Source organism: Qipengyuania gaetbuli (genome assembly GCF_009827315.1).
In the GTDB taxonomy this organism is placed as follows: domain Bacteria; phylum Pseudomonadota; class Alphaproteobacteria; order Sphingomonadales; family Sphingomonadaceae; genus Qipengyuania; species Qipengyuania gaetbuli.
In genome coordinates this window covers 403,031-429,794 of sequence record NZ_WTYF01000004.1, presented here as the reverse complement: position 1 = coordinate 429,794, position 26,764 = coordinate 403,031, and the positions used below count along the sequence as shown (strand labels likewise).

Below are 26,764 nucleotides of genomic sequence, written 5' to 3'. Positions count from 1 at the left end.
TCAGTGAGCAACGGAAACAACAACGAACCGCAAGACAGTGCGGTCGACGAAGAAGTGGCGCGCGAGATGGAAGGCGTGCCGGAACACCTGCGCGACAATGGCGAGGACGATGAAGACGGAGCGGACTCGCTCGAAGATGCGCTCGCCAGCCTGCGCAGTGACCTGGAAGCTGCCAAGCAGGACGCGCTGTATGCCCGCGCCGAAACGCAGAACGTTCGCCGCCGCATGGAAAAGGACATCCAGGACGCACGCAACTATGCCGCGACCGGTTTCGCCCGCGATATCCTGAGCGTGGCAGACAATCTCGGGCGTGCACTCGATGCCATTCCGGCGGAACAGCGCGAGGACGAGAAGCTCAAAGGCTTCATCGCCGGTATCGAGGCGACCCGCCGCGAGCTGGACAAGGTGTTCACGCAGAACGGCATCACCCGCGTCGCTGCGATGGGCATGCCGCTCGACCCGAACGAGCACCAGGCGATGATGGAAATCCCGACCGACGAGGTCGAGCCGGGCACCATCGTCCAGGAAATGCAGGCAGGTTACAAGATCAAGGATCGCCTGCTGCGCCCGGCCATGGTCGGCGTCGCCAAGAAGCCCGACTGATTTTGCCTGACGAGGGGTTGAACATGAGGACCGCTCTCAAATCGATGGCGGTCCTTGCCGCCCTGTATGCATCTCCCGCACTGGCCGACGACGCGGCGGTACTGGCGCTGGCCGACAGCTGGCACAAGCAGCGCCTTGCCGATTTCGGGCAGGTCGTGGAGGCCGACGGTTCTACCTCGCAAGGCGCGCAGCTCTGGTCGGTCACGCCGGAAGCCAACATGGCCCGTGCCGATTATGCCGAGGAGATGCTTGCCCGCCTGGACGCGATCGAGGTGGCGACCTTGTCGGCACAGGGGCGGATCGATGCGGCGGTTTTCCGTCACCTGCTCGAAACCGAAATCGGCGATGCCCGCTTCCGCGAGTGGGAAATGCCCTTCGACAGCGACAACAACTTCTGGAGCTATCTGGCCCAGCGCTTCCCGCTGCAAAGCGAGGAGGAATACCGGCGCTATATCGAGCGCATGCGCGATATCCCGCGCTATTTCGCCGAACAGAAAGCCAATGCCCGCGCGGGGCTGGCGCGCGGGTTCAGCGTGCCGCGCGTGACGCTTGAAGGTCGCGATCGCAGCCTTGCCGCCTATGTCGTCGACGACCCGGAAAAGAGCCCTTTCTGGGGTGCGTTTGCGATCATGTCGCCGCTCACGGTTTCGTCGTTCGAGCAAGGCGGGCTGCGGCAGGAAGCGCGAGAGGTCATCGAGCAGGTGGTCACACCCGCCTACCGCGACTTCCTCGAATTCTATCGCGAAGAATATCTGCCGCAAACGCGCACTAGCCTCGGGGCGCGCGAGATGCCCGAAGGACAGGCCTATTACGCGCAGCAGATTAAGGAATACACGACGCTGGACCTGACTGCCGAAGAGATCCACCGGATCGGCTTGTCGGAAGTCGCCCGGATCACTGCGGAAATGGAGAAGGCGAAGGCGGAGGCCGGCTTTACCGGCACGCTGCCCGAATTCGTGCAATTCCTCCGCACCGATCCGCAATTCGTCGCGGGGTCGGCAGATGAGCTGATGGGCGTTGCGGCCTATGCGGCAAAACGCGTGGACGACCGCCTGGACGAATATTTCGGTTTCCTGCCGCGCTACCGGAACGGCCTGCGACCCGTCGATCCTGCCATCGCGCCGTTCTATACCGCAGGTCGCGGTGGGCTCGACTACTGCCAGATCAATACCTACGACCTGCCTTCGCGGCCGGTCTACAATATCCCGGCCCTCACGCTGCACGAATGCGCGCCCGGCCATTCGTTCCAGGCCGCCATCGCACTCGAACGCGAAGAAGCGCCTCCCTTCCGCCGACAGGTCTATTTCTCGGGCTTCGGCGAGGGCTGGGGTCTTTACACCGAATATCTCGGCAACGAGATGGGCATCTACCGCACGCCCTACGAACGGTTCGGCCAGCTGAGCTACGAGATGTGGCGCGCGGTGCGCCTCGTCATCGACACCGGCATCCACCACTATGGCTGGACCCGCGACCAGGCGATGGAATATCTGGCCTCGCGCACCGCGCTTTCTCAGCATGAGGTCGGGACCGAGGTCGATCGCTACATTAGTTGGCCGGGCCAGGCGCTGGCCTACAAGCTCGGTGAAATGACCATCCGCCGCGTGCGCGCGAAAGCCGAAAGCGAGCTTGGGTCCGCATTCGACATCCGCAAGTTCCACGATGTGGTGCTTTCGCTCGGTTCCGTCCCGCTTCCGGTGCTGGAAGAGCGGATCGACGCATTCATCGCCGATGGCGGGCAGGGGCTGCCCGGCGTGAACTACGACTGAGGCTGTCTCAGCGGCAGCGGGTCATGTCGTTGAGATAAGGTTCCAGCGCATGGCGGCGGTCGTCGGCCCACAGGCCCATCGGCCGGTCGTTCTGTAGCGGACTGGTCGAATAGGCCGTCGCGCGCTTCAGGAAGGCGCGACCGTCGGCCGGGCAGAAGCCTTGTGCATGAGCCAGATTGAGGAAATCGGTGACCGAGCGGTAACGGGCTTCCCGTGCCTGCTCCTCGGCCCGCTCTTCGGCGGCGCGTTCACGGCGACGTTCCTCGCTGCGTTCCGAGGTCCGGCGCAGGTTGTCTTCGCTCTCGGCGCGGGCGACCTCCTGCTTGTAGGCCTTGGAATCGCGCGCAAGATAGGCGGAAAGAGGCGGGCTGGGCTCACCCGTGTGCGCAGAAGCATTGCGCTGGATTTTCTCGACACCCGTTTCCGGATCCAGCCCCGCTCCAAGAGCTGCGGCACCGATGGCTGCAACCGCTTCGGGCAAGGGAACGCCCTTGTCGAAGGTTGGCACGATCGCGGCAGGTTCTGCGAGCAACAGTGTGACGAGCATGGTCGCGTCAAATCTGTCCTCGACCACGTCCCTGAGGCCGCAGGGGTAAAGGATCGTCACGCCGTCGCTGATCGCGATCTGGCGCTGGTTTTCGCCGCAGGTGAGCGCCTGCACCTCGATGTTCGGCTGCGCACGGCGGGCTTCGGCGAAGGCTTGTTCCACGAGGACTGCGGCATCCGGTCCGTCCTGGGCAGGGGCAGTGAGGGGCTGCAGTCCTAGTGTGCAGACTGCTGCGACCGAAAACAGGTACCGTTTGTCCAAGAATGCCTCCCACCTTGCCGGACCCGGGCACTCTTGCGCCTGTGACCTTGCACCCCAATGAACGCGCGGCTCTTCTCGGGCGTCAGAGCGCGTAAATGACAAGGTACCGCGCCACCAGCAACAGGAGCAGTATCAGGCTCCAGCGAGGTGAGCGTACGAAAATCACCGCCGCCATCAGCCCGACCAGTACCAGCGTCATGCCAGCGGCGAGCGGCGTCAGCAGGCCGTCGCGGATGCTCTCGATAGAAAGCAGGTAAAGCCATTGCACCCCGACCAGGGCGATCAGGATGACCATGACGACCCCTTTCACCCTCTGGTAGTGGGTATCGAGATCAGCAAAGCGGTCGGGTTCGCTCGGAAAGACCAGGCGTGCGGCAAGATAATAGGACGAGGCGAACATCATCACCGCAAGGAGCGACAATGCACTGACCGTCATGAGGTCGCGTACGCGCCATGCGAAGATCCAGAAGCTCAGCAGGTCCAGCATGACGAAGACCGCAAGGGCCGGGGTCAGCCATCCGATCTTGAAGCTCTGCCCGCCGGCGTCGCTGGCGAACTTGAGCTCCAGAGCGCGGCCCATTCCGGCCAGCAACTCGATCAGCGAAAGGCCCAGCAACAAGGCGTAGAGCAGAAAGACGAATTCGAACTCGGTCATGCGCCTGCCCCGGGAAAATTCACGAGCATTTCGTAAGGCGCCGCATCGCCAACTCCGGCGACCTTGATCCCATTCCGCAGCCAGAAAGCGTGCTTCACGATTTCGGCCTGCTGTTCGATTCCATAGCGTTCCAGCTTCCACCCCGGCTTGAGGCTGTAGTCATAGCGGGCCCAAGGCATCCGCCGGGTGACGAGATACCACTGGCCGAGTGTCTGCACCTGCCAGACATGCACCATCTCGTGGATGAAGAGCCCCTGGCGCAGCACGTTGGCCTGCGAGAAATCGTCGCAGTAATTTTCTGAGTGCGGATGGAAATGTAGGTGCCCCCGCGGCGCCATGGTGACGCGGCGGGGCTGGAAGGGAAACCACTTGCGCCGGCGCACGGTCACGCGGGCATAGTCTATGGCATCCCCGAACACGCTGCGGGCAAGCGCGACTTCGCCCGGGGTGAGCGCCCGCTGCCCGCCGATCTCGCAAGTTGCGGGAGCGGCGGTGTGGCTTTCAACCCCGAGCGTGTCGCGCAAGTCGTTCAGCGATCGTCCCCGGCTTCCTGGATCGGAACGTTGAAGGTCGCGGCCTTGCCGCCTGCCACGGTCAGGGTCATCGCGGTTTCGCTGCCAGCGACGAGATCGGGCGAAAGGTCGAACACCATGACGTGCAGGCCGCCGGGTTCGAACTTGAGCGTTTCGCCAGGCTGCACGGCCTGCGGTCCCGTCTCGCTCATTTCCATCTTGCCGTCCCATTCCATCGTGCCGTGCACTTCGGTCTTGCCGGCACCGGCGACTTCGGCCTTGCGCACGGCCACGCCGCGCTCGCCACTGTTCTTCAGGTCGAAATAGATCGCGGCCGGATTGCCGGCGACAGCAGGCAGGACCATGCGCGCATTGGCGATTTCGAGGCCGGCGGCATCATCGGTTGCGGCGGGCGCTTCGGTCTCTGCACCACCGCAGGCGGCGAGGCCCAGGCTGGTCCCGGCGAGCATCATGGCGGCGAAAACGGGTTTCATCATCGGTAATTTTCCCTCCTGTCTGAGACCGAAAAAACTAGCGGGCGACCTCCCTTGTGCCAAGCGAAACCGCACCTATATCGCCTGAGTAACACACCACCCGAACGAGCCGCCGACCGGTTCCGCCCTTCGTGGGGATCCAATCGCGCGGTGTCCAACAATGTGAAACTTATGGGGAAACCATGGCTAAAGTAATCGGTATCGACCTCGGCACCACCAACAGCTGCGTTGCCGTGATGGACGGCGGAAAGCCCAAGGTCATCGAGAATTCCGAAGGCGCGCGTACCACGCCCTCGATCGTCGCCTTCACCAAGGATGGCGAGCGCCTGATCGGCCAGCCTGCCAAGCGCCAGGCGGTCACCAATCCCGACAACACGGTTTTCGCGGTCAAGCGCCTGATCGGCCGCCGCTTCGACGACCCGGTGACCAAGAAGGACACCGAGCTGGTCCCCTATGACATCGTCAAGGGCAAGAACGGCGACGCATGGGTCAAGGCCGGCGGCGAAGATTACAGCCCCTCGCAGATCTCGGCGTTCATCCTCCAAAAGATGAAGGAAACCGCCGAAAGCTATCTCGGCGAAACCGTGACGCAGGCGGTTATCACCGTTCCCGCATACTTCAACGACGCGCAGCGCCAGGCGACCAAGGACGCCGGCCAGATCGCGGGTCTCGAAGTGCTGCGCATCATCAACGAGCCGACCGCGGCCGCGCTGGCCTATGGCCTCGAGAAGGACGATGGCAAGACGATTGCCGTCTACGACCTTGGCGGCGGCACCTTCGACGTCTCGATCCTCGAGATCGGTGACGGCGTGTTCGAAGTGAAGTCGACCAATGGCGACACCTTCCTCGGCGGCGAAGACTTCGACAGCGCGATCGTCGAATGGCTGGCCGACCAGTTCAAGAAGAAGGAAAACATGGACCTGAAGAGCGACAAGCTCGCTCTGCAGCGCCTCAAGGAAGCGGCGGAAAAGGCCAAGATCGAGCTGAGCTCGGCCCAGACCACCGAAGTCAACCTGCCCTTCATCACCGCGCGCATGGAAGGTGGCTCGTCGACCCCGCTGCACCTGGTGGAAACGATCAGCCGTTCGGACCTCGAAAAGATGGTCGGCGACCTTATCCAGCGCACGCTCGAACCGTGCAAGAAGGCGCTGGCCGATGCCGGCGTCACCAAGGACGAGATCGACGAAGTCATCATGGTCGGCGGCATGACCCGCATGCCCAAGGTGCGCGAAGTGGTCGAAGGCTTCTTCGGTTCCAAGCCGCACACCGGCGTGAACCCCGATGAAGTCGTGGCCATGGGTGCCGCCATCCAGGCCGGCGTCCTTCAGGGCGACGTCAAGGACGTGCTGCTGCTCGACGTGACCCCGCTGTCGCTCGGTATCGAGACGCTGGGCGGCGTGTTCACCCGCATGATCGATCGCAACACGACGATCCCGACCAAGAAGACGCAAACCTACTCCACCGCTGAAGACAACCAGCAGGCCGTGACGATCCGCGTGTTCCAGGGCGAGCGTGAAATGGCCGCGGACAACAAGCTGCTCGGCCAGTTCGACCTGGTCGGCATCCCGCCCGCACCGCGCGGCGTGCCGCAAGTCGAGGTCACTTTCGACATCGACGCCAACGGCATCGTCAACGTGTCGGCCAAGGACAAGGGCACCGGCAAGGAACAGCAAATCCGCATCCAGGCCTCCGGTGGTCTCACCGATGCCGACATCGAGCAGATGGTGCAGGACGCGGAAAAGTTTGCCGACGAGGACAAGAAGCGCCGCGAAGGTGCCGAGGCCCGCAACCAGGCCGACAGCCTCGTCCACGCGACCGAAAAGCAGCTCGAAGAGCATGGCGACAAGATCGACGCTTCGCTGAAGAGCGAAGTCGAAGAAAAGGTCGCAGCGCTGAAGACCGCGCTCGAAGGCGATGATGCAGCAGACATCAATGCCAAGGCGCAGGAGCTTTCGCAGTCGGCCATGAAGATGGGTCAGTCGATTTACGAGCAGGAGCAGGCCAAGGCTTCTTCCGAAGCTCCGGCCGGCGACGGCGGCGATGCAGGCAGCGACGAAGAAGTCGTCGATGCAGAATTCTCCGAAGTCGACGAAGACGCGAAGAACTGAGACTGTTGATGAAAACCTCGTCGCCGCCGGTGCCTTTTGGTCCCGGTGGCGGCTAGGCATTTGAACCATGTCAGCGACCGATATCGACTATTACGAGCAGCTCGGGGTGAGCCGCGATGCCGACGGGGCGACGATCAAGTCCGCCTATCGCAAGCTCGCGATGAAATACCATCCCGACCGTAACCAAGGCTGCAAGGAGAACGAGGCCAAATTCAAGGCCGTCTCCGAGGCCTATGACTGCCTGAAGGACCCGCAGAAGCGCGCGGCCTACGACCGCTTCGGCCATGCCGCCTTCACGCAAGGCATGAACGGCGGTGGCGGCGGCCATCCGGGGGCCGATTTCGGCGACATCGGCGATATCTTCGAGACCATTTTCGGCAGCGCCTTCGGTGGCGGTGGTCGTGCCCAGGCACGCCGCGGCGCCGACCTGCGCTACGACATGGAAGTTACGCTGGAAGAAGCCTTCCACGGCAAGTCTTCCGAAATCGAGATCGAAGTCAGCCAGACCTGCGACACCTGCCAGGGTTCGGGCGCTACGCCGGGAACGCAGAAGCGCACCTGCAATCTGTGCGCCGGGCAAGGCAAGGTCCGCGCAAAGCAGGGCTTCTTTGTCGTCGAACGGCCCTGTCCGAACTGTCACGGTGCCGGCGAGATCATCACCAGCCCCTGCCGCGATTGCCGCGGGGAAGGGCAGGTCGACCGCCCGCAGAAACTGCAGATCGACATTCCGCCCGGCGTCGATACCGGCACGCGTATCCGTCTGTCAGGCAAGGGCGAAGCCGGTCCGCGCGGTGCGGCACCCGGCGACCTCTACATCTTCGTCCATGTGAAGCAGCACCCGATCTTCGTGCGCGAGGGCACCACGCTGGCGACCCGCGTGCCGATCAGCTTCACCAAGGCAGCCCTTGGCGGTTCGATCGAGATCCCCGGCCTCGACGGCGAGGAACTCACGCTGGAAATCCCGGCGGGCATCCAGTCGGGCAAGCAACTGCGCCAGCGCGGTGCAGGCATGCCGGTCCTCCAGGGACGCGGGCGCGGCGACATGGTCGTGGAGATCGCGGTAGAGACGCCGACGAAGCTGACCAAGGAACAGCGCGCGCTGCTCGAACAGTTCCGCGAACTGGAAACCGGCGACGAATGCCCCGAAAGCCGCAGCTTCTTCGACAAGCTCAAGGACGCTTTCGGCGGTTGATCCGCGCAGGCTCGACAGGTTGATTGCTCCCCTCTAGCGTCGCTGCGAAAGGGGAGACTTCATGAACAGCAAAGCCATCATTCTGGCAGGGGCAGCCGTGCTGCTTGCCTCGCCCGTCCATGCCCAGCGCGATTTCAGCCAGGTGGAAATCAAGGCGCAGGAACTCGCGCCCGGCATCGCAGTGTTGTTCGGCGCAGGCGGCAATATCGGGGTCAGCCATGGCGAGGACGGCACGATCCTGATCGACGACCAGTTCGCCCCACTCAGCGAGAAGATCGAAGCGGCAGTCGCCGGGCTCGGTGCCTCGCCCACGGCCTTCGTTATCAACACCCACTGGCATTTCGACCACACCGGCGGGAACGAGAATTTCGGCGAGAAGGGCGCGCTGATTTTCGCGCATCATAACGTGCGCGCGCGCATGATTGAGGGAAGCTCCGGCCGGTTCGAAGTGCCGCCCGCGCCCGCCGCGGCGCTACCCGTCGTGACGTACGAACAGGGTGTCCGCATGCACCGCAACGGCGACACGATCGACGTGATGTTCGTCGGCGGCGGCCACACAGATGGCGACAGCATCGTGTTCTGGAAGGAAGACAACATCGTCCACATGGGCGATCTCTATTTCAACAGCCCGGGCTATCCCTTCATCGACCTGGAATCGGGCGGCAGTGTGCTCCATGCCATGACCTCGCTCGACACGGTCATTCGGGCGATCGACGACAAGACGCAGGTCATTCCGGGCCACGGCCCGATGAGCGACAAAGCGGGCCTCGTCGCCTATCGCGGGATGATCGGCGAAGCGGTCGGGCTGGTTCGTGAGTTGAAGGATGGCGGTGCCAGCGTCGAAGAAGCGGTCGCCGCAAAGCCGCTTGCCAGTTTTAACCGGGGCGAGGGTTTCATCGGCCCCGATGCCTTCGTGACCGCGATCTACCAGAGCCTCGAGGCGGAATAGGTCAGACCACCCGTTCCAGCACCTCGGCGCGAACTTCGTCGAGCAGGCTGCGTGCACAGCGCCCGGAGGCATATTCCTCGTCCAGGATGGCGAGGAACGCCTTGCGCTTGAAGGCGCGCAGTAACGGCTCATCATGCTCGTGCTCCATGGTGGAGCAGACGAGGTCGATCATCCGTTCCGCTCCGTGGAGGCGTCCCCACAGGTAATCGTTCTCGCGATAGGAACGGCTGAAGAACGCACCGAAATTGTAGAATTCGATGCCGCGCAGGGTGGCGGAGGTACCACCGTCACGGATGCTGCGCGCATCGTCGGGGCTGATGCGGTCGACCTTGACCGGATCGAATTCGGTCAGCCCTTCGTTGCGCAGCAGCGGCAAGGTGGCGACGTCGTAGAACGGGAAGCCGAGATAGGCGAACAGCATCCGCCGCTTGAGGTTTGCCGGCATCAGCTCGAGCGCATCGGCCAGCATGACCTCTGCCTCGTCGTCCGTTTCGATGAGGTGGCGCTTGGCATCCAGCGTGTCGAGCAACCGCCCCGGATCGGCGAGGACATGCTGCGCCACGTCCCCGAAATCGTCGCCCAGCGAGGCAACGCCTTCCTTTTCGAAATAGAGCGCGAGGATCGCGTAGATCGCGTCGCGGCCTTTCTCCAGCGCATCGTCCGGGATGTCGGGATCGGCCTCCCAATCGCGGGCTAGCCGGCGCGCCAGCAGACGCAGGCGGCGGATGCGAAAACCGATGTCGTGTTCGCGGAAGAAGCCGATCGCCTCGGGCGTTGCGCCGGAAGTGCCTTCGGATAGCTTCACCAGTCCGCGACGGCCTAGCTCTTCCCGCAGGACTTCCTCCACTGCCAAGGGGTCGGGCAGGTGGAGCGAAGGAGCGGCCTCGTAGGCGAGGCGTGCAAGCCGCGTCACGATGCCGCTGAACTTGGCCTGCGCATAGGAGTGGAAGGCGTATCCCGCCTGTTGCGCGGCTGCCTGCTGGGCCTTCTGTCGCCATGCCTTGAGGCGCTTTGGCGTGGGACGGTCGAGAAACAGCGTGCGTCCGAACAGGCGCTCGACGGTCGCATCGACTTCCGGACGTAGCGCGGCGACGATACGGCCAAGGCGCTCCGCCTCACGGCTCTGTTCCTGCAGCTGTTCGAGGTTGTCGCGGATGGGTTGCTCGCGCGGGATCGTGGAAAGCGAGCCGAAGATGGCGGAGAAAAACCCGACATCGCGCGCCAGCCTTTCATCACGCGGATTGAGGCCCTCGGGGCGCGGATCGACATAGACGAAGCGGCGATCGACCTCGCGCTGGGCAGGGCGGCCACGCAGCGCCGTTATGGCACCGGCAAAGGGCTTGTTCACCAGCACCGACCCGTCGATCAGCGAGACGTTCTGCGTACCGCCCCGCATAACGTGTATTGGCATGATGCGATCGAGAAATTCTGCCTTTCCCGGCCAATGCCGCCCGGTCTCGGCTGCAAGAAGGTCAATCTCCTTTATTTTTAGCGGCGGAAACGCGCCTGGAAAGCTCGCCGTCGCCCGCGCCGCAAACACAAGTTCCAGCGGATTTGCTAGATCGCGCCCACCCTCAACCGGCGTGTTTGACCTCATGTAAATAGGCAGGCGGTGTTCGGTATCCTCAACCACGGGTGGGCTGTTGAGCCGCAGCAGTTCGCGGTAGCCATGGAAGTCCGTCGTCGTGACGAAGAGGTCGAGCGGATGGCCAGGCGGAAGGAGCGGGGCCTCGTGCGGCGCGGCCGCCATGGCTGTGAACGCGCGCTCCAGCAGCTTGGAGAAACCGAGACCCGAAAAGGGCGGCTCAAACCAACGCCCGCGGATGAGGTGCGATACCTTGCGCCGAACCTCGGCGCGCGTTTCGGGAGCGACCTGATCCGCCAATTCGGTGCCCGGCCGGCTAAGGATGAAGCTGGCGACCGGTTGCGCCCAGATTTTGCCGCCGCGCCAGCGCAGCTTGGCGTCGGGATCGGTGAGAATGTCGACATCGGCGACTTCCAGCCACAGGTCGGTAAGCGGCTCCAGGCTCTGCCCCGAATGGATAGCCTGCGCGAGGAATACCGCATTGATGCCGCCCGCACTGGCCCCGCTCATGATGTCGGGCACGACGCGCAGCCGCAGGGCGTGCTTGTCCTCGATCGCGGCGAGGAGTTCGGTGTAGACCCCGTCCACTCCGCTGCGCGGCGCTACGCCGGAATGGTAGTCGCGGCTGGCGCGGGCGAGGTGCCACAGCTCCCGCGTGACGCCGTGCATATAGACCGCCAGGCTGACCCCGCCGTAGCAGACGAGTGCGATCCTCAGTTCCTTCTGCCGCATCGCCATCCTTGTGCACATCATCGCATGGATTGGCAATTGCGTTCCTCAAATGTTCCGGCTAGCTCTTGTGGATGGCTAAACCCAAGAAACGCTATGTCTGTCAGGCCTGTGGCGATGTTTCGCACCGCTGGCAGGGCCAGTGCGCCGATTGCGCGGAATGGAACACGCTGGTCGAAGATGCGCCCGCGACGGTGTTCTCGCTGAAGCACGATCTGTCGAGCGGCGGTCGCGCGGTGAAATTCGTGGACCTCGACAAGCCGGGCGAAATGCCCGTTCGCCAGAAGACCGGCCTTGCCGAATTCGACCGCGCCCTTGGCGGCGGCCTCGTACCGGGCAGCGCAATTCTGATGAGCGGTGATCCCGGAATCGGCAAATCGACGCTGTTGCTGCAGGCCGCGGCAAAGGTCGCTCGCGAAGGGCACGGCGTCGTCTATGTGAGCGGCGAAGAAGCGGCCGGACAGGTGCGGATGCGCGCATCGCGGCTCGGCCTGTCCGATGCGCCGGTCAAGCTGGCCGCCGCCACCGGTGTGCGCGACATCCTCACCACGCTCGGCACGATGGCTCCGCCCAAGTTCCTCGTGATCGATTCCATCCAGACGATGCATTCCGACACGATCGAGGGTGCACCCGGCACGGTCAGCCAGGTGCGCGGCTGCGCGTTCGAACTGATCCGCTACGCCAAGGAAAACGGCGTGGCTCTGGTCCTCGTCGGGCACGTGACCAAGGATGGCAGTATCGCCGGACCGCGCGTGCTCGAACACATGGTCGACGTGGTGATGAGCTTCGAAGGCGAACGCTCGCACCAGTACCGCATCCTGCGCGCGCTCAAGAACCGTTTCGGCGCGGTCGACGAAATCGGCGTCTTCTCCATGGCCAGCGAAGGGCTGGAAGAGGTCGAGAATCCCTCGATGCTGTTCCTGTCGGGACGCGACCAGCCCATGGCCGGCAGCGCGGTGTTTCCGGCGATGGAGGGAACGCGGCCGGTGCTGGTCGAAATCCAGGCCCTGATCGTGCGACTGCAATCGGGTGCGACGCCGCGCCGCGCGGTAGTCGGATGGGATAATGGCCGTCTTGCCATGTTGCTGGCCGTGCTGGAATCGCGCTGCGGGCTGAACTTCAGCTCGGCGGAAGTCTATCTCAATGTTGCAGGCGGTTATCGCCTTTCGGACCCTGCCGCCGACCTTGCGGTTGCCGCCGCGCTCGTGAGCGCGCTGGCGGACAAGCCGCTACCCGATCGCAGCGTCTGGCTGGGCGAGGTAAGTCTTGCAGGCGAAGTGCGGCCCGTCGCGCATGGCAATGTGCGCTTGCGCGAAGCTGCCAAGCTCGGCTTCGGGCGTGGTTTCGGTCCGTCCGATGCAAAGACCGGCTCGGCAGAACTCGATTACTCGGGCTTGGGACAACTCTCCAACCTCGTTGACCGGATTATAGGGACGCAATAAGCACTAACCCCGGGTCTATGACGGGTTTTGACTTCATCGTTCTCCTGATCGTGGGAGTGGCCGCAGCGGGCGGCTTCATGCGTGGTTTCATGCAGGAAGTTCTGTCGCTCGCCGCATGGGTCCTTGCAGCCTTTGCGATCCGATTCCTGCACACGCCGCTGACGCTCGCCATGCAGGACTTTCTGGGGCAGGGAATTGCGACCTCGGTCCTCGCCTTCGCGCTGCTGCTGCTGATCCCCTATGCCGCGATGAAGGTTATCGCCAACAACGTCGGCAAGGCATCGCGCGGTTCCGTCCTCGGCCCGATCGATCGCGTGCTCGGCTTCGGTTTCGGCGCGTTGAAGGGTGTGGTCATAGTGGTCATCGCCTTCTCGCTGCTGGTGCTCGGCTATGACAGCGTGTGGGATTATCGCGGCCGTCCGGCATGGATCACGACTGCGCGCAGCTATGAACTGGTCGACGGCGGCTCGCGTACGCTCGTCGAAGTGCTCGCCGAACGCCGCGCCCGCCTGCTGGGCGAAGAACGGGCCACGGAAGAGTGAGCGCCGCACCGGGCGGCGCACTCTATTCTCCCGCCTTCCTGTCTCTCGCGGTCGAGCTGGCGCAATATCCCTACGATCCCGACGCACCGCTGCAGGGTGAAAGCCACTCGCGCACTTGCGGCAGCACGCTTTCGCTTTCCGCCGATCCGGCATTCGTTACTCCCGGCCTCAGGGTCACGGCGTGTGCAGTAGGGCAGGCAGCGAGTGCGATATTCGCGCGCCATTGCGGCGACGCAGGTCGCGACCGGTTGTTGGCCATGCCCTCCGATGTAGAGGACTGGCTTTCGGGCGACGGGCCGCTGCCGGATTGGCCCGACCTGGAAATGCTGGCACCTGCCAAAGAGTATCCCGGTCGCCATGGCGCGATCCTGCTGCCGTGGAGAGCGGCCGTGGACGCGCTAGGCAAGGCTGGCGACGCCCGCTAAACCGCGCTTCGCTCGAGAGAACTGGAAGGGGAGCGCAAGCATGTCCGCAGGTGAGGGGGCTCTGCAAAGGGAGCCGACCGAAAAGGAAATCCGCCTCGTTATCGCCGCCAGCAGTGCCGGCACGATTTTCGAATGGTACGATTTCTTCATCTACGGAACACTGGCCGGCCTGATCGGCGCTGCCTTCTTCCCGAGCGACAACGAGACCCTGCAGGTCCTGCTCGTCTGGGCAGGTTTCGCCGTCGGTTTCGGTTTCCGCCCGCTTGGCGCGATCCTGTTCGGCTTCCTCGGCGACAGGCTCGGGCGCAAATACACATTCCTCGTCACCGTTACGCTGATGGGCATCGCGACCGCGGGCGTGGGCCTGATCCCCAGCGCCGCGAGCATCGGGATTGCCGCCCCGATCATTGTCATTGGGCTGCGCATCCTGCAGGGGTTGGCGCTGGGCGGTGAATATGGCGGCGCGGCTATCTACGTTGCCGAGCATGCCCCGCCGGAAAAGCGCGGTTTCTACACCAGCTTCATCCAGGCAAGCGTGGTCGGCGGCTTCGTCCTCTCGATCATCGTGGTCCTCGCCTGCCGGGCGCTGATCCCGGCGGAAGATTTCGCGGCATGGGGCTGGCGCATTCCCTTCCTGCTCTCGATCATCCTGCTCGGCATCTCTTTGTGGATGCGCTTGAAACTGTCCGAAAGCCCGGTGTTCCAGGCCATGAAGGAAGCGGGCGAAACTTCGGCCAACCCGTTCAAGGAAAGCATGACCTATCCGGGCAATCCGAAGCGCATCTTCGTCGCGCTGTTCGGCATCACCGGCATCCTGACGACGATCTGGTACACCGCGTTCTTCTCGGGCCTGTCGTTCCTGCGCGGCCCGATGCGGGTCGAGGAAGGCATCGTCGAATGGATGCTGCTGATCGCTGGCACTATCTCGATGGCGTTCTACATCATGGTCGGGAAATGGTCCGACCGCGTGGGGCGCAAGAAGCCGATCATCATCGGCGCGATTGCCTCGCTCGTGCTGCTATTCCCCGTGTTTTGGGGGATGGGAGCGCTTGCGAACCCGGGCCTGTCGGCCAGCGCCAAGGCGGCGCCTGTCACGGTCAGCGGCCTTGAGTGCGACTACGATCCCTTTGCCGAGGTACAGGCCAGCGCCTGCGGCCGCGTGCTGCAGGATCTGACCGCGCTGGGCGTGCCCTATACGATCGACACCGGCGCGCCGGCGACGGGCGAAGCGGCTGCCGAAATTGGCGTCGGCGAAACGCGCCACAGCTATGCCGCGCTGGGCGATGCCGACCGGCGCGCGACCATCCAGGGTTGGCTTGAAAAGAGCGGCTACAGTTTCGAACGGCAGTCCCCGCCAATGTCGAGCATTCTCGGCACCATCGGCCTGCTGCTGGTTTGCGGCATGCTGTCGGCACTGACTTATGGCTCGGTGGCCGCGCTGCTGTGCGAGATGTTCCCCGCGCGTATCCGCTACAGCTCCATGTCCATCCCCTACCACATCGGTGCAGGCTATCTCGGAGGGTTCCTGCCGCTGATTGCCGGCTACATCGTGGCCATGACCGGCGACGTCTATTCGGGCCTGTGGTACACCATCGCCATCGTCGCTTTCGGCCTGGTTGTCGCCTGGTGGGGCATTCCCGACGGACCGCCCAAGGACTTCGAAGAGGCCAATGGCTGAGCTTCCGCCGCCCACACTCAGGCTCGATATCGATCGCGAGGCGCTGGCGCACAACTGGCGCACGCTCGACCGGTTGAGCGGGTCTGCGCGTGCCGGGGCGGCAGTGAAAGCCAATTGTTACGGGCTGGGCGTGGAGCACTGCGTGCCGGTCCTGCGCGATGCCGGTTGCCGCGATTTCTTCGTCGCCCACTGGTCCGAAGTTCCTGCGGTCATAACGCACGTGCCGCCCGAACAGGTCGCCGTGCTCCACGGTCCCCAAAGCGACGCCGATGCGGCCTTTGCGCGCCAGACAGGCGTGAGACCGGTGATCGATTCCCTCCGGCAGGCAAGGCTGTGGAGCGAGAGTGGCGGCGGTGGGTGCCATCTCATGGTGGACACGGGCATCAACCGGCTCGGCATCAGCGCTGCTGAGGCTGCAGACCCGGTGATCCGTTCGCTGCAGGTCGAGGTCATCATGAGCCATCTCGCGTGCGCGGACGAAGACAGCCCGATGAACGCGGCCCAGCGCGACCGCTTCGACGCAGCAGCGAAGCTGATCCCGCACAAGGCCAAAAGCCTTGCGAACAGCGCAGGCATTGCCCTTGGGCCCGACTATCATTTCGACCTGACCCGCCCGGGCCTTTCACTTTACGGAGGAGTCCCGCGCGAGGAACTTGCCGGTCAGATCAGGCAGGTCGTCACACCGCGCGCAGCGATCATCCAGTCCCGGACGATCGAGGCGGGCGATACGGTCGGCTACAACGCCACCTTCACCGCGCAGGCGCGGATGCGCACCGGTGTAGTCTCGCTCGGCTATGCCGACGGCATCCTGCGCGCATGGGGCGGCGCGGCCTTCGCCCACGCGGGACGCAGCCTCCCCATCCTCGGCAAGGTGTCGATGGACATGATCGTGATCGACCTCGGCGCAGCTCCCGAAATCGGGGAGGGCGACTGGGTCGAACTGCCCTATTACCTTCCCGATGCTGCGCAGCAAACCGCTGTTTCCCAATACGAACTGCTGACCATTCTGGGACACCGCTTCGCACGGTGAATCTCTCGTGTTGCGCTGCACATTGTGCGGCTGCTAAGCGGGGCTGCACTGCACAATAGATTGGGGGAAGCAATCCATGGCAAAGCGGACCGCCGAAGGCGAACCGATCACGATCAAGAAGTACGCCAACCGTCGACTCTACAACACCGACACGTCCAGCTACATCACGCTCGACGACCTGGCAAAGATGGTCCGCGAGAATGTCGACTTCCAGGTGCTCGACGCCAAGAGCGGCGACGACATCACCCATACGATCCTGACCCAGATCATCGTGGAAGAGGAAAGCCACGGTTCGCAGCAGATGCTGCCCGTCAGCTTCCTGCGCGACCTAATCTCAATGTACGGCAATTCGATGCAGTCGATGATGCCGAGCTATCTCGAAGCCAGCATGGCGAATTTCCGTAAGAACCGGGAACAGCTGCAAGCCGCCTTCGCCAAGGGGATCGAGGCCAATCCGCTCGCCAAGATGGCGGAAGCCAACTTCAAGATGATGCAGAACGCAGCCGAGGCGCTGATCCCGGGTGCGCGCAAATCGCCGCCGAAGCCGGACCAGGCCGACGAACTGGCCGAGATGCGCAAGCAGATGGCCGCCATGCAGAAGAAGCTGGACGAACTCGGCAAATAATTGCATCGGCCCGCGCGCCGACACCCACCCAGATACAGGAATTGCCCCGTGGCCCAGATCCGCCATGCCTTGAACACCAAGCGCGCCGACGACTTCGCCGCCTGGTACCAGGAAGTCATCTCCGCCGCCGAAATGGCCGAGGAATCGGGGGTGCGCGGCTGCATGGTCATCCGCCCGTGGGGCTACGGCATCTGGGAACGCATGCAGCGCCTGCTGGATGACCGGATCAAGGCGACGGGCCATTCCAACGCCTATTTCCCGATCTTCATCCCGCTGTCGAATTTCGAGCGCGAGGCAGAGCATGTCGAAGGCTTCGCCAAGGAAATGGCGGTCGTCACGCACCACCGCCTGATCGCGGGACCGGAAGGCGGGCTGATCCCCGATCCCGAAGCGAAGCTGGAAGAGCCGCTGGTCGTCCGCCCGACTTCGGAAACGATCATCGGCGATGCCATGGCGCGCTGGGTGCAGAGCTGGCGCGACCTGCCGCTGAAGCTCAACCAGTGGGCGAACGTCGTGCGCTGGGAAATGCGCACCCGCATGTTCCTGCGCACCAGCGAATTCCTCTGGCAGGAAGGCCATACCGCCCATGCCGACGAGGCAGAGGCGCGCGAACACACGCTGACCATGCTGGAAGTCTACCGCGCCTTTGCGGAAGAGGATCTGTCGCTACCCGTCATTGCCGGCGAAAAGCCCGAGAACGAGCGTTTCCCGGGTGCGGTCGAGACCTGGTCGATCGAGGCCATGATGCAGGACGGCAAGGCCCTGCAGGCGGGCACCAGCCACTATCTCGGCACGAATTTCGCCCATGCCAGCGGCATCAAGTACCAGAACAAGGAAGGCGGCGAGAGCCTGTGCCACACCACCAGCTGGGGCGTTTCGACCCGCATGGTGGGCGGCGTCATCATGACGCATGGCGACGATGACGGGCTGCGCCTGCCGCCCAAGATTGCTCCGCAGCAGGTCGTGATCCTGCCGATGCTGCGCGACAAGCCCGAAGACGATGCGCTGGTCGAATATTGCGAAGCGCTGCGCGCAACGCTCGCCGCCCAGTTTGCCGTCGGCGAGCCGATCCGCGTGCTGCTCGACACGCGCCCCGGCAAGGCTGCCGCCAAGCGCTGGGACTGGGTGCGCAAGGGCGCTCCGATCATCGTCGAGGTCGGCGGCCGCGACATGGAAAACGGCGTCGTCAGCCTGCTGCGCCGCGACCGACTGTGGGACGAGGCGACCGGCAAGCCCGATTTCCAGACCCCGACGCGCGAGGAAGCAGGGCGAACCATCCCTGCCATCCTTGCCGATATGCAGGACGCGATCTTCTCCGAAGCGCAGGAGCGCCGCGAGGCGAACATCACGCGCGGCGTGACCGATTTCGCCGAGGTGGAAAAATTCTTCGCCGCGTCCCGTTATCCGGGCTGGGTCGAGGTCCAGTGGTCGAAGCCCACCGGCGCAGATCTGGAGCAGGTCGTCGAACGCCTCAAGGCGCTCAAGTTGACCATGCGCAACGTGCCGCTCGGTTCGGGGCCCGCAGACGGCGCATGCATCTTCACCGGCAAGCCGGCTATCGAACGCGTGCTGCTGGCGAAGGCATACTAGCTTGATCTGAGCGCGCTTCTGCGGAAGACAGGCGGCATGAAAAAGCTCGCCCTTCTAGCCGCACTCGTCGCCACCCCTCTAGCTGCACAGGACGCCGATCCCGCTGCCGATGTTTCCGAAGCGCGCCTGCGCGCCGATATCGACACGCTGGTCGCTTTCGGCACGCGCCACACCCTGTCCGAACAGGACAATCCTAAGCGCGGCATCGGCGCTGCCGTGGATTGGGGCCTTGCCGAATTCCGCCGGATCGGTGCTGCTTGCGGTGATTGCCTCGAAGTCGTGGCACCCGAAACCGTGGTCGAGGGCCGCCGCATCCCGCAGCCCACGCGCCTGCGCAATGCCGTCGCCATCCAGCGAGGGACCGAACGGCCGAACGAGGTCGTCATCGTCCAGGCGCATATCGACAGCCGCGGCTCCGACCCGCTCGACTGGAAGGTTGATGCACCGGGCGCGAACGACGATGGTTCAGGCACGGTCCTCGTCCTGGAGGCGGCGCGGCAGCTATCGCAGCGCAGCTACCCCGTGACCATCGTCTACGCGCTGCTTTCGGGCGAAGAGCAGGGCCTCTACGGCGGACGCCTGATGGCGGATTATGCTGCAGAGCAGGGCTGGGATGTGAAGGCCGTGCTCAACAACGACATCGTCGGCGGTTCCTGCGGCAGCGACGGCTATTGCGACGACGAGCACGTCCGCGTGTTCTCCGAAGGCCCGCGTGCCGACCTGACCGAAGAACTGCGCGCTGCCCAGCGGCGCGAAGGCGGCGAGAACGATACGCCGAGCCGCAACCTCTCCCGCTGGCTCGACGGACTGGCCGACAAGGCCGAAGGCGTCCTCGACGTGCGCCAGATCTGGCGGACCGACCGCATGGGTCGGGGCGGGGACCAGATCCCCTTCCTCGAAAAGGGCTATCCCGCCGTGCGCATCACCGTCGCGGTCGAGGATTACGAACACCAGCACCAGGACCTGCGCACTGAGGATGGCACGGTCTATGGCGACACCCCCGACGAGATGGATTTCCCCTATCTCGCCAAGGTAACGCAGTTCAACATCCGTGCGCTCGACAAGCTGGCGAGCACGCCCAAGCCGCCGGTCGTGACTGCCAATGCCGCGGTCCGCACCGACACGCTGATCGAATGGCAGGGCGTGGAAGGCGCCAGCTACTACCTCGTCGGCAAGCGCCGGACAGACGAGCCCGCATGGCGCGAAGACCAGGTGGCCATCATGGCTTTCGAAACCCCTGTCGGGGAGGCCACGCCCATGGAAGAGCGCAAGCTCAGCCATATCGAACCAGTTCGCGGCGACGACTGGATCTTCGGTGTCGCCGCCTGCTCTTCGGGCGGTGCCTGCAGCCCCTTCGCCAGCGCGGTCCCCGCCGGACAATTCGCACCAATTGCTGCGGCAGAGGGTGAAACCGAGTAAACGCGTCCCCATATGGCGCGCATGAAAAAACAGAACAGGACGGGGCTCCCGCAGGGGCTGCCCTCAAAGACACAGATACTCGAATTCATCCAGGGTTCGCCGACACCGGCGGGCAAGCGCGAAATCGCCAAGGCATTCGGCCTCAAGGGGCAGGAAAAGATCGCGCTCAAAAAGCGTCTCAAGGACATGGCCGAAGAAGGCCTGATCGACGGCAAGCGCACCGCCTATCACCGCATGGGCGGCGTGCCGAAGGTCACCGTGCTCAAGGTCGTCGAGATCGAGGATGGCGCGCCCGTCGCCGTGCCCGAGAACTGGGAGACCGACGGCGGCCAGAAACCGCCGCGCCTCGTGGTCAAGGAAAGCAAGAAACTTGCCGCATTGAAGCGCGGCGACCGCTTCCTTGCCCGCACCGAAGAGACCGACCGCGGGTGGATCGCCCATCCGATGAAGAAGCTCCCGGCCCGCACCGAAGGGCTCATGGGCGTCGTCGAGATGGACGGCGGCGGCAAGCCGTGGCTCGCTCCGGTCGACAAGCGCGTGCGCGAAAGCGCGCCCATCGGTGACCTCGGCGAAGCGAAGGAAGGCGAGCTCGTCCTTGCCGAGCGCATGGGCAAGAGCCCTCGCGCCAAGGTCAAGGTGATTGAGGTCATCGGCGACCCGCTGGCGCCCAAGAGCTTCAGCCTCATCGCCATCGCCAAGCACGGCATCCCGCACATCTTCCCCGATGGCGCTATGGAGGAGGCGAACGCCGTCTCCGACCTGCCGCTGAGCGTGGACCAGCGCGAAGACCTGCGCGACGTGCCGATCGTCGCCATCGACCCCGCCGACGCGCGCGACCACGACGATGCCATCTGGGCTGAACCCGACGACAAGGGCGGCTACCGCGCCATCGTCGCCATTGCCGATGTCAGCTTCTACGTCCGCCCCGGCGGCGCGCTCGACCGCGAGGCGAGGAAGCGCGGCAACTCGGTCTATTTCCCCGACCGCGTCGTCCCGATGCTACCCGAAATCCTCAGCGCCAATGTGTGCTCGCTCGTCGAAGGCGAGGACCGTGCGGCGATGGCCTGCCACATGCACATCGACAAGGACGGCAAGGTCACCGACTGGCGCTTCACCCGCGCCATCGTCCGCATTTCGGGCAACATCGCCTATGAGGACGCGCAGAAGGCCATCGACGATGGCAGCGCCGACGATGTGCTCAAGCACCTGTGGGGCGCGTGGAAGCTGCTCCACCGGGCGCGCGTGGCGCGCGACCCGCTCGACCTCGAACTGCCCGAACGGCAGGTGCGCCTCAACGATGCCGGCCAGATCGAGGAAATCGCCGTGCGCGAACGCCTCGATGCGCACCGCGTGGTGGAAGACTTCATGATCGCCGCCAATGTCGCCGCAGCCAAGGCGCTGGAAGCGAAGAAGGCGCCCGTCGTCTACCGCATTCACGAAACCCCGAGCCGCGAGAAGCTGACCGCGTTCAAGGATTATCTCGCCACGCAGGGCCGCAATTTCGCGCTGGGCCAGGTGATCACGCCGGGCCTGTTCAACCGCATGCTCAAGGACATTGCCGATCCGGCCGAAAAGGCGCTGATCATGGAGGCTGTCCTGCGCAGCCAGACGCAGGCCTATTACGGTCCGGCCAATGCGGGCCACTTCGGCCTGGCGCTGGGCAGCTATGCGCATTTCACATCGCCTATCCGCCGCTATGCGGACCTGCTCGTCCACCGCGCGCTGGTCGATGCCTACAAGCTCGAACAGCCGCGGCCGAAGAACCATGACATCCCGGAAAGCTCCGGCCTGTCGGACCGTGACAGGACCGCGCTCAGCCAGATCACCGATGCCATCAGCCAGACCGAGCGCCGTGCGATGGAGGCGGAGCGCGATACCATCGACCGCTATGTCGCTGCTTGGCTGTCGGGCCGCGTGGGCGAAGTGTTCGACACCCGCATTACCGGCGTGCAGGGCTTCGGCTTCTTCGCCACGATCGAGAAACTGGGCGGCGACGGGCTGGTCCCCGTTTCAACGCTCGGCCGCGAATATTTCAGCTATGACGAAGCGGCGCAGAAGCTGACCGGCGAAAGCTCGGGTACGACCTATGCCGTGGGCGACAGGCTGAAGCTCAAGCTGGCTGAGGCGAACGCGCTGACCGGTGCGCTCAAATTTGAGGTGCCCGACAGCGACGGTGCGCCGATCGAACGGCGCGGCGAACGCCCTGCGCCCAAGAAGAAGCCGTTCGTGAAAGGGCAGGGCGCCCCCCGCCAGAAGCATTCGCAGGGCCAGCGCGGGCGGCCCAAGAACATCCGCCACCAGGGGCGCGGCAAGAAGCGCTAACCCAGCGCGTCGATCTGTTCGCGAGTCAGCGATCCGGGCACGATGTAGAGCGGGCAGGGCAGCTCGCTCGCCCGGGCGGAGAAATGCTGCACCAGCGGATCCTTGCCGCCGGCCTTGGCCGTGCCGAGGACGAGTGCGGCAACTTCGCCGTGTTCTTCGAGGTACTTGTTGATAACATCGGCAGGCGCACCGGGCCGCACGGCGATGACCGGCATCTTGCCCATTTCCGCGAAGATGTTGCCGGCGGCATTGTTGGCCATGACCTCGGCACGTTCGCGCGCTTCCTGCTCGATCGTCGCCTGCACGCCTCCGAAAGCGTTGAAGGTCTGCTGCGGCACGAGGGCGAGGATATGCACCGATCCGCCCGTCTGCTGCGCCCGCAGCGAGGCAAAGCGCAGCGCCCGCTGTGCTTCCTCCGTCTCGTCCATCACCACCAGATAAACGCGCATGCCCCGGCTCCCCTCTCGCACGCGTGGGTTATCCGCTAATTCGTATTCTGCGCAAGGACCTTGCGATACGGCTGCGATTTGGTCAGAGGTCGCAGCAACAGTATTTCCAGCGAGGACGTAACGTCAGCACATGCCCACGCCGATCAAGATGCCCGCCCTTTCGCCCACCATGGAAGAAGGCACGCTCGCCAAGTGGCTGGTGAAGCCGGGCGACAAGGTCGAAGCGGGCGACATCATGGCCGAGATCGAGACCGACAAGGCAACGATGGAATTCGAAGCCGTTGACGAAGGCACGATCGCCTCGATCATGGTCGATGAAGGCACCGAAGGCGTTAAGGTCGGCACGGTCATCGCCATGCTCGCCGAAGAAGGAGAGGATGTCGATGCTGCAGCATCCGCCGCTCCTGCTGGTGATCCCCCCAAGGAAGAACCCAAGGCCGCAGAAGCTCCCGCCGCGGCACCCGCACCCGCTCCGGCACCTGCCGCGGCTGCACCCAAAGCTGCTGGCGACCGCATCCTTGCCTCGCCGCTCGCCAAGCGCATTGCCGAACAGAAGGGCATCGACCTTGCAGGCGTGAAGGGCAGCGGCCCCAATGGCCGTATCGTCAAGGCGGACGTCGAGGGTGCGAGCCCCGGCGCGGCCCCGGCCAAGGCGGATGCGGCGGCTCCCGCACCTGCTCCGGCAAAACCCGCGACGATGGGCGGCGATCTCGATGCGCCTTACGAAGCGCAGAAGCTCAACAATGTCCGCAAGGTCATTGCGCGCCGCCTGACCGAGGCGAAGCAGACCATCCCGCACATCTACCTCACCGTGGACGTGCGTCTCGATGCGCTGCTTAAGCTGCGGGCTGAACTCAACAAGAGCCTCGAGGCGGACGGCGTGAAGCTGTCGGTCAACGACCTGCTCATCAAGGCTCTCGCCCGCGCGATGCAGCGCGTGCCCAAGTGCAACGTCAGCTTCCAGGGCGACGAACTGTTCCAGTACACCCGGGAAGATATCTCGGTCGCCGTGGCCGCGCCTTCGGGCCTGATCACGCCGATCATCCGGGATGCGGGCCGCAAGGGCCTCGCGCAGATCAGCACAGAGATGAAGGAACTGGCGGGCAAGGCCAAGGACGGCAAGCTGCAGCCGCATGAATTCCAGGGCGGCACCGCCTCGCTCTCCAACCTCGGCATGTTCGGCACCAAGCAGTTCGACGCGGTGATCAATCCGCCGCAGGCGATGATCCTCGCGGTCGGTGCGGGCGAGCAGCGCCCTTGGGTGATCGACGGCGCGCTGGGCGTCGCCACCGTGATGAGCGCGACCGGCAGCTTCGACCACCGCGCCATCGACGGCGCGGACGGCGCGCAGCTGATGGAGGCATTCAAGCAGCTGTGCGAAAACCCGATGGGGCTGCTGGTTTGACAGCTACCGGTCAAATCCGGGCATTTGTCATGATTGCGATCTTGGTTTCGCTTGTCCTTGCATACGCGGGAGGATTCCTTTCGCTGATCGATGGCTCAGCAACCGTTTCTGACCTTTTCGTTGGTCCATTATTTTTGGTGCCGTTTATCACCGTGTTCGTTTCAATCGGTGGCCTTGTCGCTGGTCTCCCGACACTGATAGTTCTTCGAAAATCAAATACGGCGCACTCACGGAGCGTCATGTTGATTGTCGGAACTATCGTGGGAACCCTGACTTCGGTCCTGATGCTCGTTGGTTGGTTAGGTCTGGCCGTTTTGCCGCTTGCCCTTCTTTACGGTGTCCTCGGAGGAGTTCTTTCCGCTCTTCTGTGGTTCGAGATGGTTGAGTCCAAGCGCCGCAATGCCTAACCGCTCCCCCCTCATCCGCGTCACGGCCATGCCGACCGACCTCAACCCCTATGGCGGGGTGTTCGGCGGCTGGCTGATGAGCCAGATGGCGCTTGGCGCAGGCTCGCTCGCGAGCCGCGAGGGTAAGGGCAAGGCGGTGGTCGTCTCGGCTACCGATTTCGCCTTCCCCGGCGCGATGCAGGTGGGCGACGAACTCTCGGTCTATTGCGAGATCGTGGCGACCGGAAACACCTCGCTCACCATCAGTGCCGAAGCCATCGCCCGCGAACGGAACGGCGAGGCCGAGACCAAGGTGGCGCAGGGCACGTTCAAATTCGTACTGCTCGACGAGAACAACCGTCCCCGCGCGGTGGCGGAGCGGTGGGCATGAGCGCTGTCCTACACACCGCGCCGCGTGGCATGAATGGCCGCATGACCGCACGCCATTCCCACCCGAATACCTATTCCGTTTCCCCTCGCGCGTCCGGGCGGCTTTTTAGTGCCAGGACCGTGTTCCAAGTGTTCCATCCTGTCGGACCAACCGAAGGCTAAATCCAAATGGCTACCAATTACGACGTCATCGTTCTCGGCTCCGGACCCGGCGGCTATGTCGCGGCGATCCGCTGCGCGCAGCTGGGCCTGAAGACCGCCATCGTCGAACGCGAACTGCTCGGCGGCATCTGCCTCAACTGGGGCTGCATCCCGACCAAGGCGCTGCTGCGTTCGGCCGAGATCAAGCACTACATGGAACACGCCGCATCCTATGGCCTGAAGGTGGCGGGCAAGATCGAAGCCGACCTCGAAGCGGTGGTGAAGCGCAGCCGCGGCGTCGCCAAGCAGCTGAACCAGGGCGTCACGCACCTGATGAAGAAGAACAAGATCACGGTGCACATGGGAACGGGCACTCTGACCGGCCCGACCAGCCTCACCGTGAAGGGCGAGAAGGGCGAGGAAAAGCTCACCGCCAAGCACGTGATTGTCGCCACCGGCGCCCGCGCCCGTGACCTTTCGTTCGCGCCTGCCGACGGCAAGCGCGTGTGGACCTATCGCCATGCGATGACGCCGGCCGAAATGCCCAAGAAGCTGCTTGTGATCGGGTCAGGCGCGATCGGGATCGAGTTTGCCAGCTTCTACAACGACATGGGGGTCGATGTGACCGTGGTCGAAATGCTCGACCGGATCGTGCCGGTGGAGGACAAGGACGTCTCCGCCTTCCTCGAGAAGAGCCTGACCAAGCAGGGCATGACCATCATGACCGGCGCGGGCGTCGAGGACATCAAGGTCTCCGACAAGGGCGTGAAGGCCAAGATCAAGGCCAAGGACGGCAAGGTCTCCGAGACCGAGTTCAGCCACTGCATCGTCGCCATCGGCATTGTGCCGAACACGGAGAACGTCGGCCTCGAAAAGCTGGTCGAAATGGACCGCGGCTTCATCCAGATCGATCCCTATGGCCGTACCAAGTCCAAGGGCCTGTGGGCCATCGGCGACTGCACGCCGGGTCCGTGGCTTGCGCACAAGGCGAGCCATGAAGGCGTCACCACTGCAGAGGCGATCGCCAAGGAATTGGGCAACAAGGACGTCCATCCGCACCCGCTCGACCGTGGCAACATCCCCGGCTGCACCTACTGCCACCCGCAGATCGCCAGCGTCGGCCTGACCGAAGAAAAAGCCAAGGAAGCGGGCTACAATGTCAAGGCGGGCACCTTCCCCTTCATCGGCAATGGCAAGGCCATTGCGCTGGGCGAGGCGGAAGGCTTCGTGAAGACCGTGTTCGATGCGAAGACAGGCGAACTGCTCGGCGCGCACATGGTCGGCGCGGAAGTGACCGAGATGATCCAGGGCTTCGTCGTCGGCAAGACGCTGGAGACTACGGAAGCGGAGCTGATGAACACCGTCTTCCCGCACCCGACCATAAGCGAAAGTATGCACGAGAGCGTGCTTGCGAGCTACGGCAGGGCGCTGCATATCTGAGCTGCGCCGCAATTAGGGGGATGGCGAGATAACCGGTTTCCTGATCCTCGCCTTCCTGATCCTCGTTGCGGGGGTTGTT

Annotated in this window: 24 protein-coding genes; 18 read left to right on the top strand and 6 right to left on the bottom strand. The window is 64.1% G+C overall.

Going from position 1 to position 26,764, the window contains the following annotated elements; genetic code table 11:
• The first annotated feature begins 3 nt into the window (after window positions 1-3).
• Window positions 4-603 carry a nucleotide exchange factor GrpE gene (gene grpE / locus GRI42_RS04390; RefSeq protein ID WP_160607128.1) on the top strand — a complete coding sequence of 200 codons (600 nt, stop codon included), beginning with the start codon at window positions 4-6 and terminating at the stop codon, window positions 601-603.
• 23 nt (window positions 604-626) lie between these two features.
• The gene (locus GRI42_RS04385; protein ID WP_160607127.1) at window positions 627-2,369 is read left to right on the top strand and encodes a DUF885 domain-containing protein; all 1,743 of its coding nucleotides are present in this window, start codon (window positions 627-629) and stop codon (window positions 2,367-2,369) included.
• A gap of 7 nt (window positions 2,370-2,376) precedes the next feature.
• Here the strand turns inward: GRI42_RS04385 and GRI42_RS04380 are convergent, their stop codons facing one another.
• The 4 genes from GRI42_RS04380 to GRI42_RS04365 all read right to left on the bottom strand — a co-directional run bounded on the left by GRI42_RS04380 (window position 2,377) and on the right by GRI42_RS04365 (window position 4,841).
• Window positions 2,377-3,177 (bottom strand): hypothetical protein, encoded by an 801-nt coding sequence (locus GRI42_RS04380; protein WP_160607126.1) that lies wholly within the window; start codon window positions 3,175-3,177, stop codon window positions 2,377-2,379.
• An 82-nt stretch (window positions 3,178-3,259) separates the two neighbouring features.
• Window positions 3,260-3,832, bottom strand: a complete 573-nt coding sequence (locus tag GRI42_RS04375; protein ID WP_160607125.1) for a hypothetical protein — start codon at window positions 3,830-3,832, stop codon at window positions 3,260-3,262.
• Window positions 3,829-4,302: a vgr related protein gene (locus GRI42_RS04370; RefSeq protein ID WP_160609075.1), complete on the bottom strand. Its 474-nt coding sequence runs from the start codon at window positions 4,300-4,302 to the stop codon at window positions 3,829-3,831. The genes GRI42_RS04375 and GRI42_RS04370 overlap by 4 nt, the downstream gene beginning before the upstream one ends.
• A gap of 59 nt (window positions 4,303-4,361) precedes the next feature.
• A complete protein-coding gene (locus GRI42_RS04365; protein ID WP_234033828.1) occupies window positions 4,362-4,841 on the bottom strand; it encodes a copper chaperone PCu(A)C in 480 nt (159 codons plus the stop codon).
• 179 nt (window positions 4,842-5,020) lie between these two features.
• Here GRI42_RS04365 and dnaK point away from each other — a divergent pair, with 179 nt between their 5' ends.
• The 3 genes from dnaK to GRI42_RS04350 all read left to right on the top strand — a co-directional run bounded on the left by dnaK (window position 5,021) and on the right by GRI42_RS04350 (window position 9,087).
• A complete protein-coding gene (dnaK, locus tag GRI42_RS04360) occupies window positions 5,021-6,946 on the top strand; it encodes a molecular chaperone DnaK (protein ID WP_160607124.1) in 1,926 nt (641 codons plus the stop codon).
• Window positions 6,947-7,013: 67 nt separating this feature from the next.
• Window positions 7,014-8,138 carry a molecular chaperone DnaJ gene (gene dnaJ / locus GRI42_RS04355; RefSeq protein ID WP_160607123.1) on the top strand — a complete coding sequence of 375 codons (1,125 nt, stop codon included), beginning with the start codon at window positions 7,014-7,016 and terminating at the stop codon, window positions 8,136-8,138.
• Between the two features lie 61 nt (window positions 8,139-8,199).
• Window positions 8,200-9,087 (top strand): MBL fold metallo-hydrolase, encoded by an 888-nt coding sequence (locus GRI42_RS04350; RefSeq protein ID WP_160607122.1) that lies wholly within the window; start codon window positions 8,200-8,202, stop codon window positions 9,085-9,087.
• A 1-nt stretch (window position 9,088) separates the two neighbouring features.
• Here GRI42_RS04350 and GRI42_RS04345 read toward each other — a convergent pair whose 3' ends face one another.
• Window positions 9,089-11,404, bottom strand: a complete 2,316-nt coding sequence (locus GRI42_RS04345) for a patatin-like protein (protein WP_160607121.1) — start codon at window positions 11,402-11,404, stop codon at window positions 9,089-9,091.
• Window positions 11,405-11,475: 71 nt separating this feature from the next.
• Between GRI42_RS04345 and radA the strand changes: the two genes are divergently transcribed.
• The 9 genes from radA (at window position 11,476) to rnr (ending at window position 22,474) form a co-directional block, all read left to right on the top strand.
• Entirely contained in the window at window positions 11,476-12,843 is a 1,368-nt protein-coding gene (gene radA / locus GRI42_RS04340) for a DNA repair protein RadA (protein ID WP_160607120.1), read from the top strand.
• Window positions 12,844-12,860: 17 nt separating this feature from the next.
• Window positions 12,861-13,385, top strand: a complete 525-nt coding sequence (locus GRI42_RS04335) for a CvpA family protein (protein WP_160607119.1) — start codon at window positions 12,861-12,863, stop codon at window positions 13,383-13,385.
• Complete coding sequence (locus GRI42_RS04330) at window positions 13,382-13,810, top strand: iron-sulfur cluster assembly scaffold protein (protein ID WP_160607118.1); 429 nt, start codon at window positions 13,382-13,384, stop codon at window positions 13,808-13,810. Before GRI42_RS04335 ends, GRI42_RS04330 begins: the two co-directional genes overlap by 4 nt.
• A 40-nt stretch (window positions 13,811-13,850) precedes the next feature.
• A complete protein-coding gene (locus tag GRI42_RS04325; RefSeq protein WP_160607117.1) occupies window positions 13,851-15,488 on the top strand; it encodes an MFS transporter in 1,638 nt (545 codons plus the stop codon).
• Window positions 15,481-16,518, top strand: coding sequence for an alanine racemase (gene alr / locus GRI42_RS04320; protein ID WP_160607116.1), 1,038 nt, complete (start codon window positions 15,481-15,483; stop codon window positions 16,516-16,518). The genes GRI42_RS04325 and alr overlap by 8 nt, the downstream gene beginning before the upstream one ends.
• Before the next feature lie 76 nt (window positions 16,519-16,594).
• Entirely contained in the window at window positions 16,595-17,143 is a 549-nt protein-coding gene (gene phaR, locus GRI42_RS04315) for a polyhydroxyalkanoate synthesis repressor PhaR (RefSeq protein WP_160607115.1), read from the top strand.
• Between the two features lie 48 nt (window positions 17,144-17,191).
• A complete protein-coding gene (proS, locus tag GRI42_RS04310; protein WP_160607114.1) occupies window positions 17,192-18,733 on the top strand; it encodes a proline--tRNA ligase in 1,542 nt (513 codons plus the stop codon).
• 36 nt (window positions 18,734-18,769) lie between these two features.
• Window positions 18,770-20,152 carry a M20/M25/M40 family metallo-hydrolase gene (locus tag GRI42_RS04305; protein WP_160607113.1) on the top strand — a complete coding sequence of 461 codons (1,383 nt, stop codon included), beginning with the start codon at window positions 18,770-18,772 and terminating at the stop codon, window positions 20,150-20,152.
• Between the two features lie 12 nt (window positions 20,153-20,164).
• Window positions 20,165-22,474 (top strand): ribonuclease R, encoded by a 2,310-nt coding sequence (gene rnr / locus GRI42_RS04300; RefSeq protein ID WP_160607112.1) that lies wholly within the window; start codon window positions 20,165-20,167, stop codon window positions 22,472-22,474.
• Here the strand turns inward: rnr and GRI42_RS04295 are convergent.
• Window positions 22,471-22,923 carry a universal stress protein gene (locus GRI42_RS04295; RefSeq protein WP_160607111.1) on the bottom strand — a complete coding sequence of 151 codons (453 nt, stop codon included), beginning with the start codon at window positions 22,921-22,923 and terminating at the stop codon, window positions 22,471-22,473. The genes rnr and GRI42_RS04295 overlap by 4 nt on opposite strands.
• A gap of 130 nt (window positions 22,924-23,053) precedes the next feature.
• On the opposite strand from GRI42_RS04295, the gene GRI42_RS04290 reads away from it, so the two are divergent.
• The 4 genes from GRI42_RS04290 to lpdA all read left to right on the top strand — a co-directional run bounded on the left by GRI42_RS04290 (window position 23,054) and on the right by lpdA (window position 26,685).
• Window positions 23,054-24,328 (top strand): pyruvate dehydrogenase complex dihydrolipoamide acetyltransferase, encoded by a 1,275-nt coding sequence (locus tag GRI42_RS04290; protein ID WP_160607110.1) that lies wholly within the window; start codon window positions 23,054-23,056, stop codon window positions 24,326-24,328.
• A gap of 29 nt (window positions 24,329-24,357) precedes the next feature.
• Window positions 24,358-24,735 (top strand): hypothetical protein, encoded by a 378-nt coding sequence (locus GRI42_RS04285; RefSeq protein WP_160607109.1) that lies wholly within the window; start codon window positions 24,358-24,360, stop codon window positions 24,733-24,735.
• Window positions 24,728-25,105: an acyl-CoA thioesterase gene (locus GRI42_RS04280; protein WP_160607108.1), complete on the top strand. Its 378-nt coding sequence runs from the start codon at window positions 24,728-24,730 to the stop codon at window positions 25,103-25,105. The genes GRI42_RS04285 and GRI42_RS04280 overlap by 8 nt, the downstream gene beginning before the upstream one ends.
• A gap of 167 nt (window positions 25,106-25,272) precedes the next feature.
• On the top strand, window positions 25,273-26,685 hold the full coding sequence (gene lpdA, locus GRI42_RS04275; protein WP_160607107.1) for a dihydrolipoyl dehydrogenase: 1,413 nt from the start codon (window positions 25,273-25,275) through the stop codon (window positions 26,683-26,685).
• The last annotated feature ends 79 nt before the right edge of the window (window positions 26,686-26,764 follow it).

Bases quoted from the DNA above. Each gene is read 5' to 3' on its own strand.
- dnaJ (WP_160607123.1), top strand. From the start codon at position 7,014: ATGTCAGCGACCGATATCGACTATTACGAGCAGCTCGGGGTGAGCCGC.
- GRI42_RS04290 (WP_160607110.1), top strand. From the start codon at position 23,054: ATGCCCACGCCGATCAAGATGCCCGCCCTTTCGCCCACCATGGAAGAA.
- GRI42_RS04285 (WP_160607109.1), top strand. From the start codon at position 24,358: ATGATTGCGATCTTGGTTTCGCTTGTCCTTGCATACGCGGGAGGATTC.
- phaR (WP_160607115.1), top strand. From the start codon at position 16,595: ATGGCAAAGCGGACCGCCGAAGGCGAACCGATCACGATCAAGAAGTAC.
- GRI42_RS04375 (WP_160607125.1), bottom strand. From the start codon at position 3,832: ATGACCGAGTTCGAATTCGTCTTTCTGCTCTACGCCTTGTTGCTGGGC.
- GRI42_RS04365 (WP_234033828.1), bottom strand. From the start codon at position 4,841: ATGATGAAACCCGTTTTCGCCGCCATGATGCTCGCCGGGACCAGCCTG.
- alr (WP_160607116.1), top strand. From the start codon at position 15,481: ATGGCTGAGCTTCCGCCGCCCACACTCAGGCTCGATATCGATCGCGAG.
- GRI42_RS04385 (WP_160607127.1), top strand. From the start codon at position 627: ATGAGGACCGCTCTCAAATCGATGGCGGTCCTTGCCGCCCTGTATGCA.
- GRI42_RS04335 (WP_160607119.1), top strand. From the start codon at position 12,861: ATGACGGGTTTTGACTTCATCGTTCTCCTGATCGTGGGAGTGGCCGCA.
- dnaK (WP_160607124.1), top strand. From the start codon at position 5,021: ATGGCTAAAGTAATCGGTATCGACCTCGGCACCACCAACAGCTGCGTT.
- GRI42_RS04280 (WP_160607108.1), top strand. From the start codon at position 24,728: ATGCCTAACCGCTCCCCCCTCATCCGCGTCACGGCCATGCCGACCGAC.
- rnr (WP_160607112.1), top strand. From the start codon at position 20,165: ATGGCGCGCATGAAAAAACAGAACAGGACGGGGCTCCCGCAGGGGCTG.
- GRI42_RS04350 (WP_160607122.1), top strand. From the start codon at position 8,200: ATGAACAGCAAAGCCATCATTCTGGCAGGGGCAGCCGTGCTGCTTGCC.
- GRI42_RS04295 (WP_160607111.1), bottom strand. From the start codon at position 22,923: ATGCGCGTTTATCTGGTGGTGATGGACGAGACGGAGGAAGCACAGCGG.
- GRI42_RS04325 (WP_160607117.1), top strand. From the start codon at position 13,851: ATGTCCGCAGGTGAGGGGGCTCTGCAAAGGGAGCCGACCGAAAAGGAA.
- lpdA (WP_160607107.1), top strand. From the start codon at position 25,273: ATGGCTACCAATTACGACGTCATCGTTCTCGGCTCCGGACCCGGCGGC.
- GRI42_RS04345 (WP_160607121.1), bottom strand. From the start codon at position 11,404: ATGCGGCAGAAGGAACTGAGGATCGCACTCGTCTGCTACGGCGGGGTC.
- radA (WP_160607120.1), top strand. From the start codon at position 11,476: ATGGCTAAACCCAAGAAACGCTATGTCTGTCAGGCCTGTGGCGATGTT.
- GRI42_RS04305 (WP_160607113.1), top strand. From the start codon at position 18,770: ATGAAAAAGCTCGCCCTTCTAGCCGCACTCGTCGCCACCCCTCTAGCT.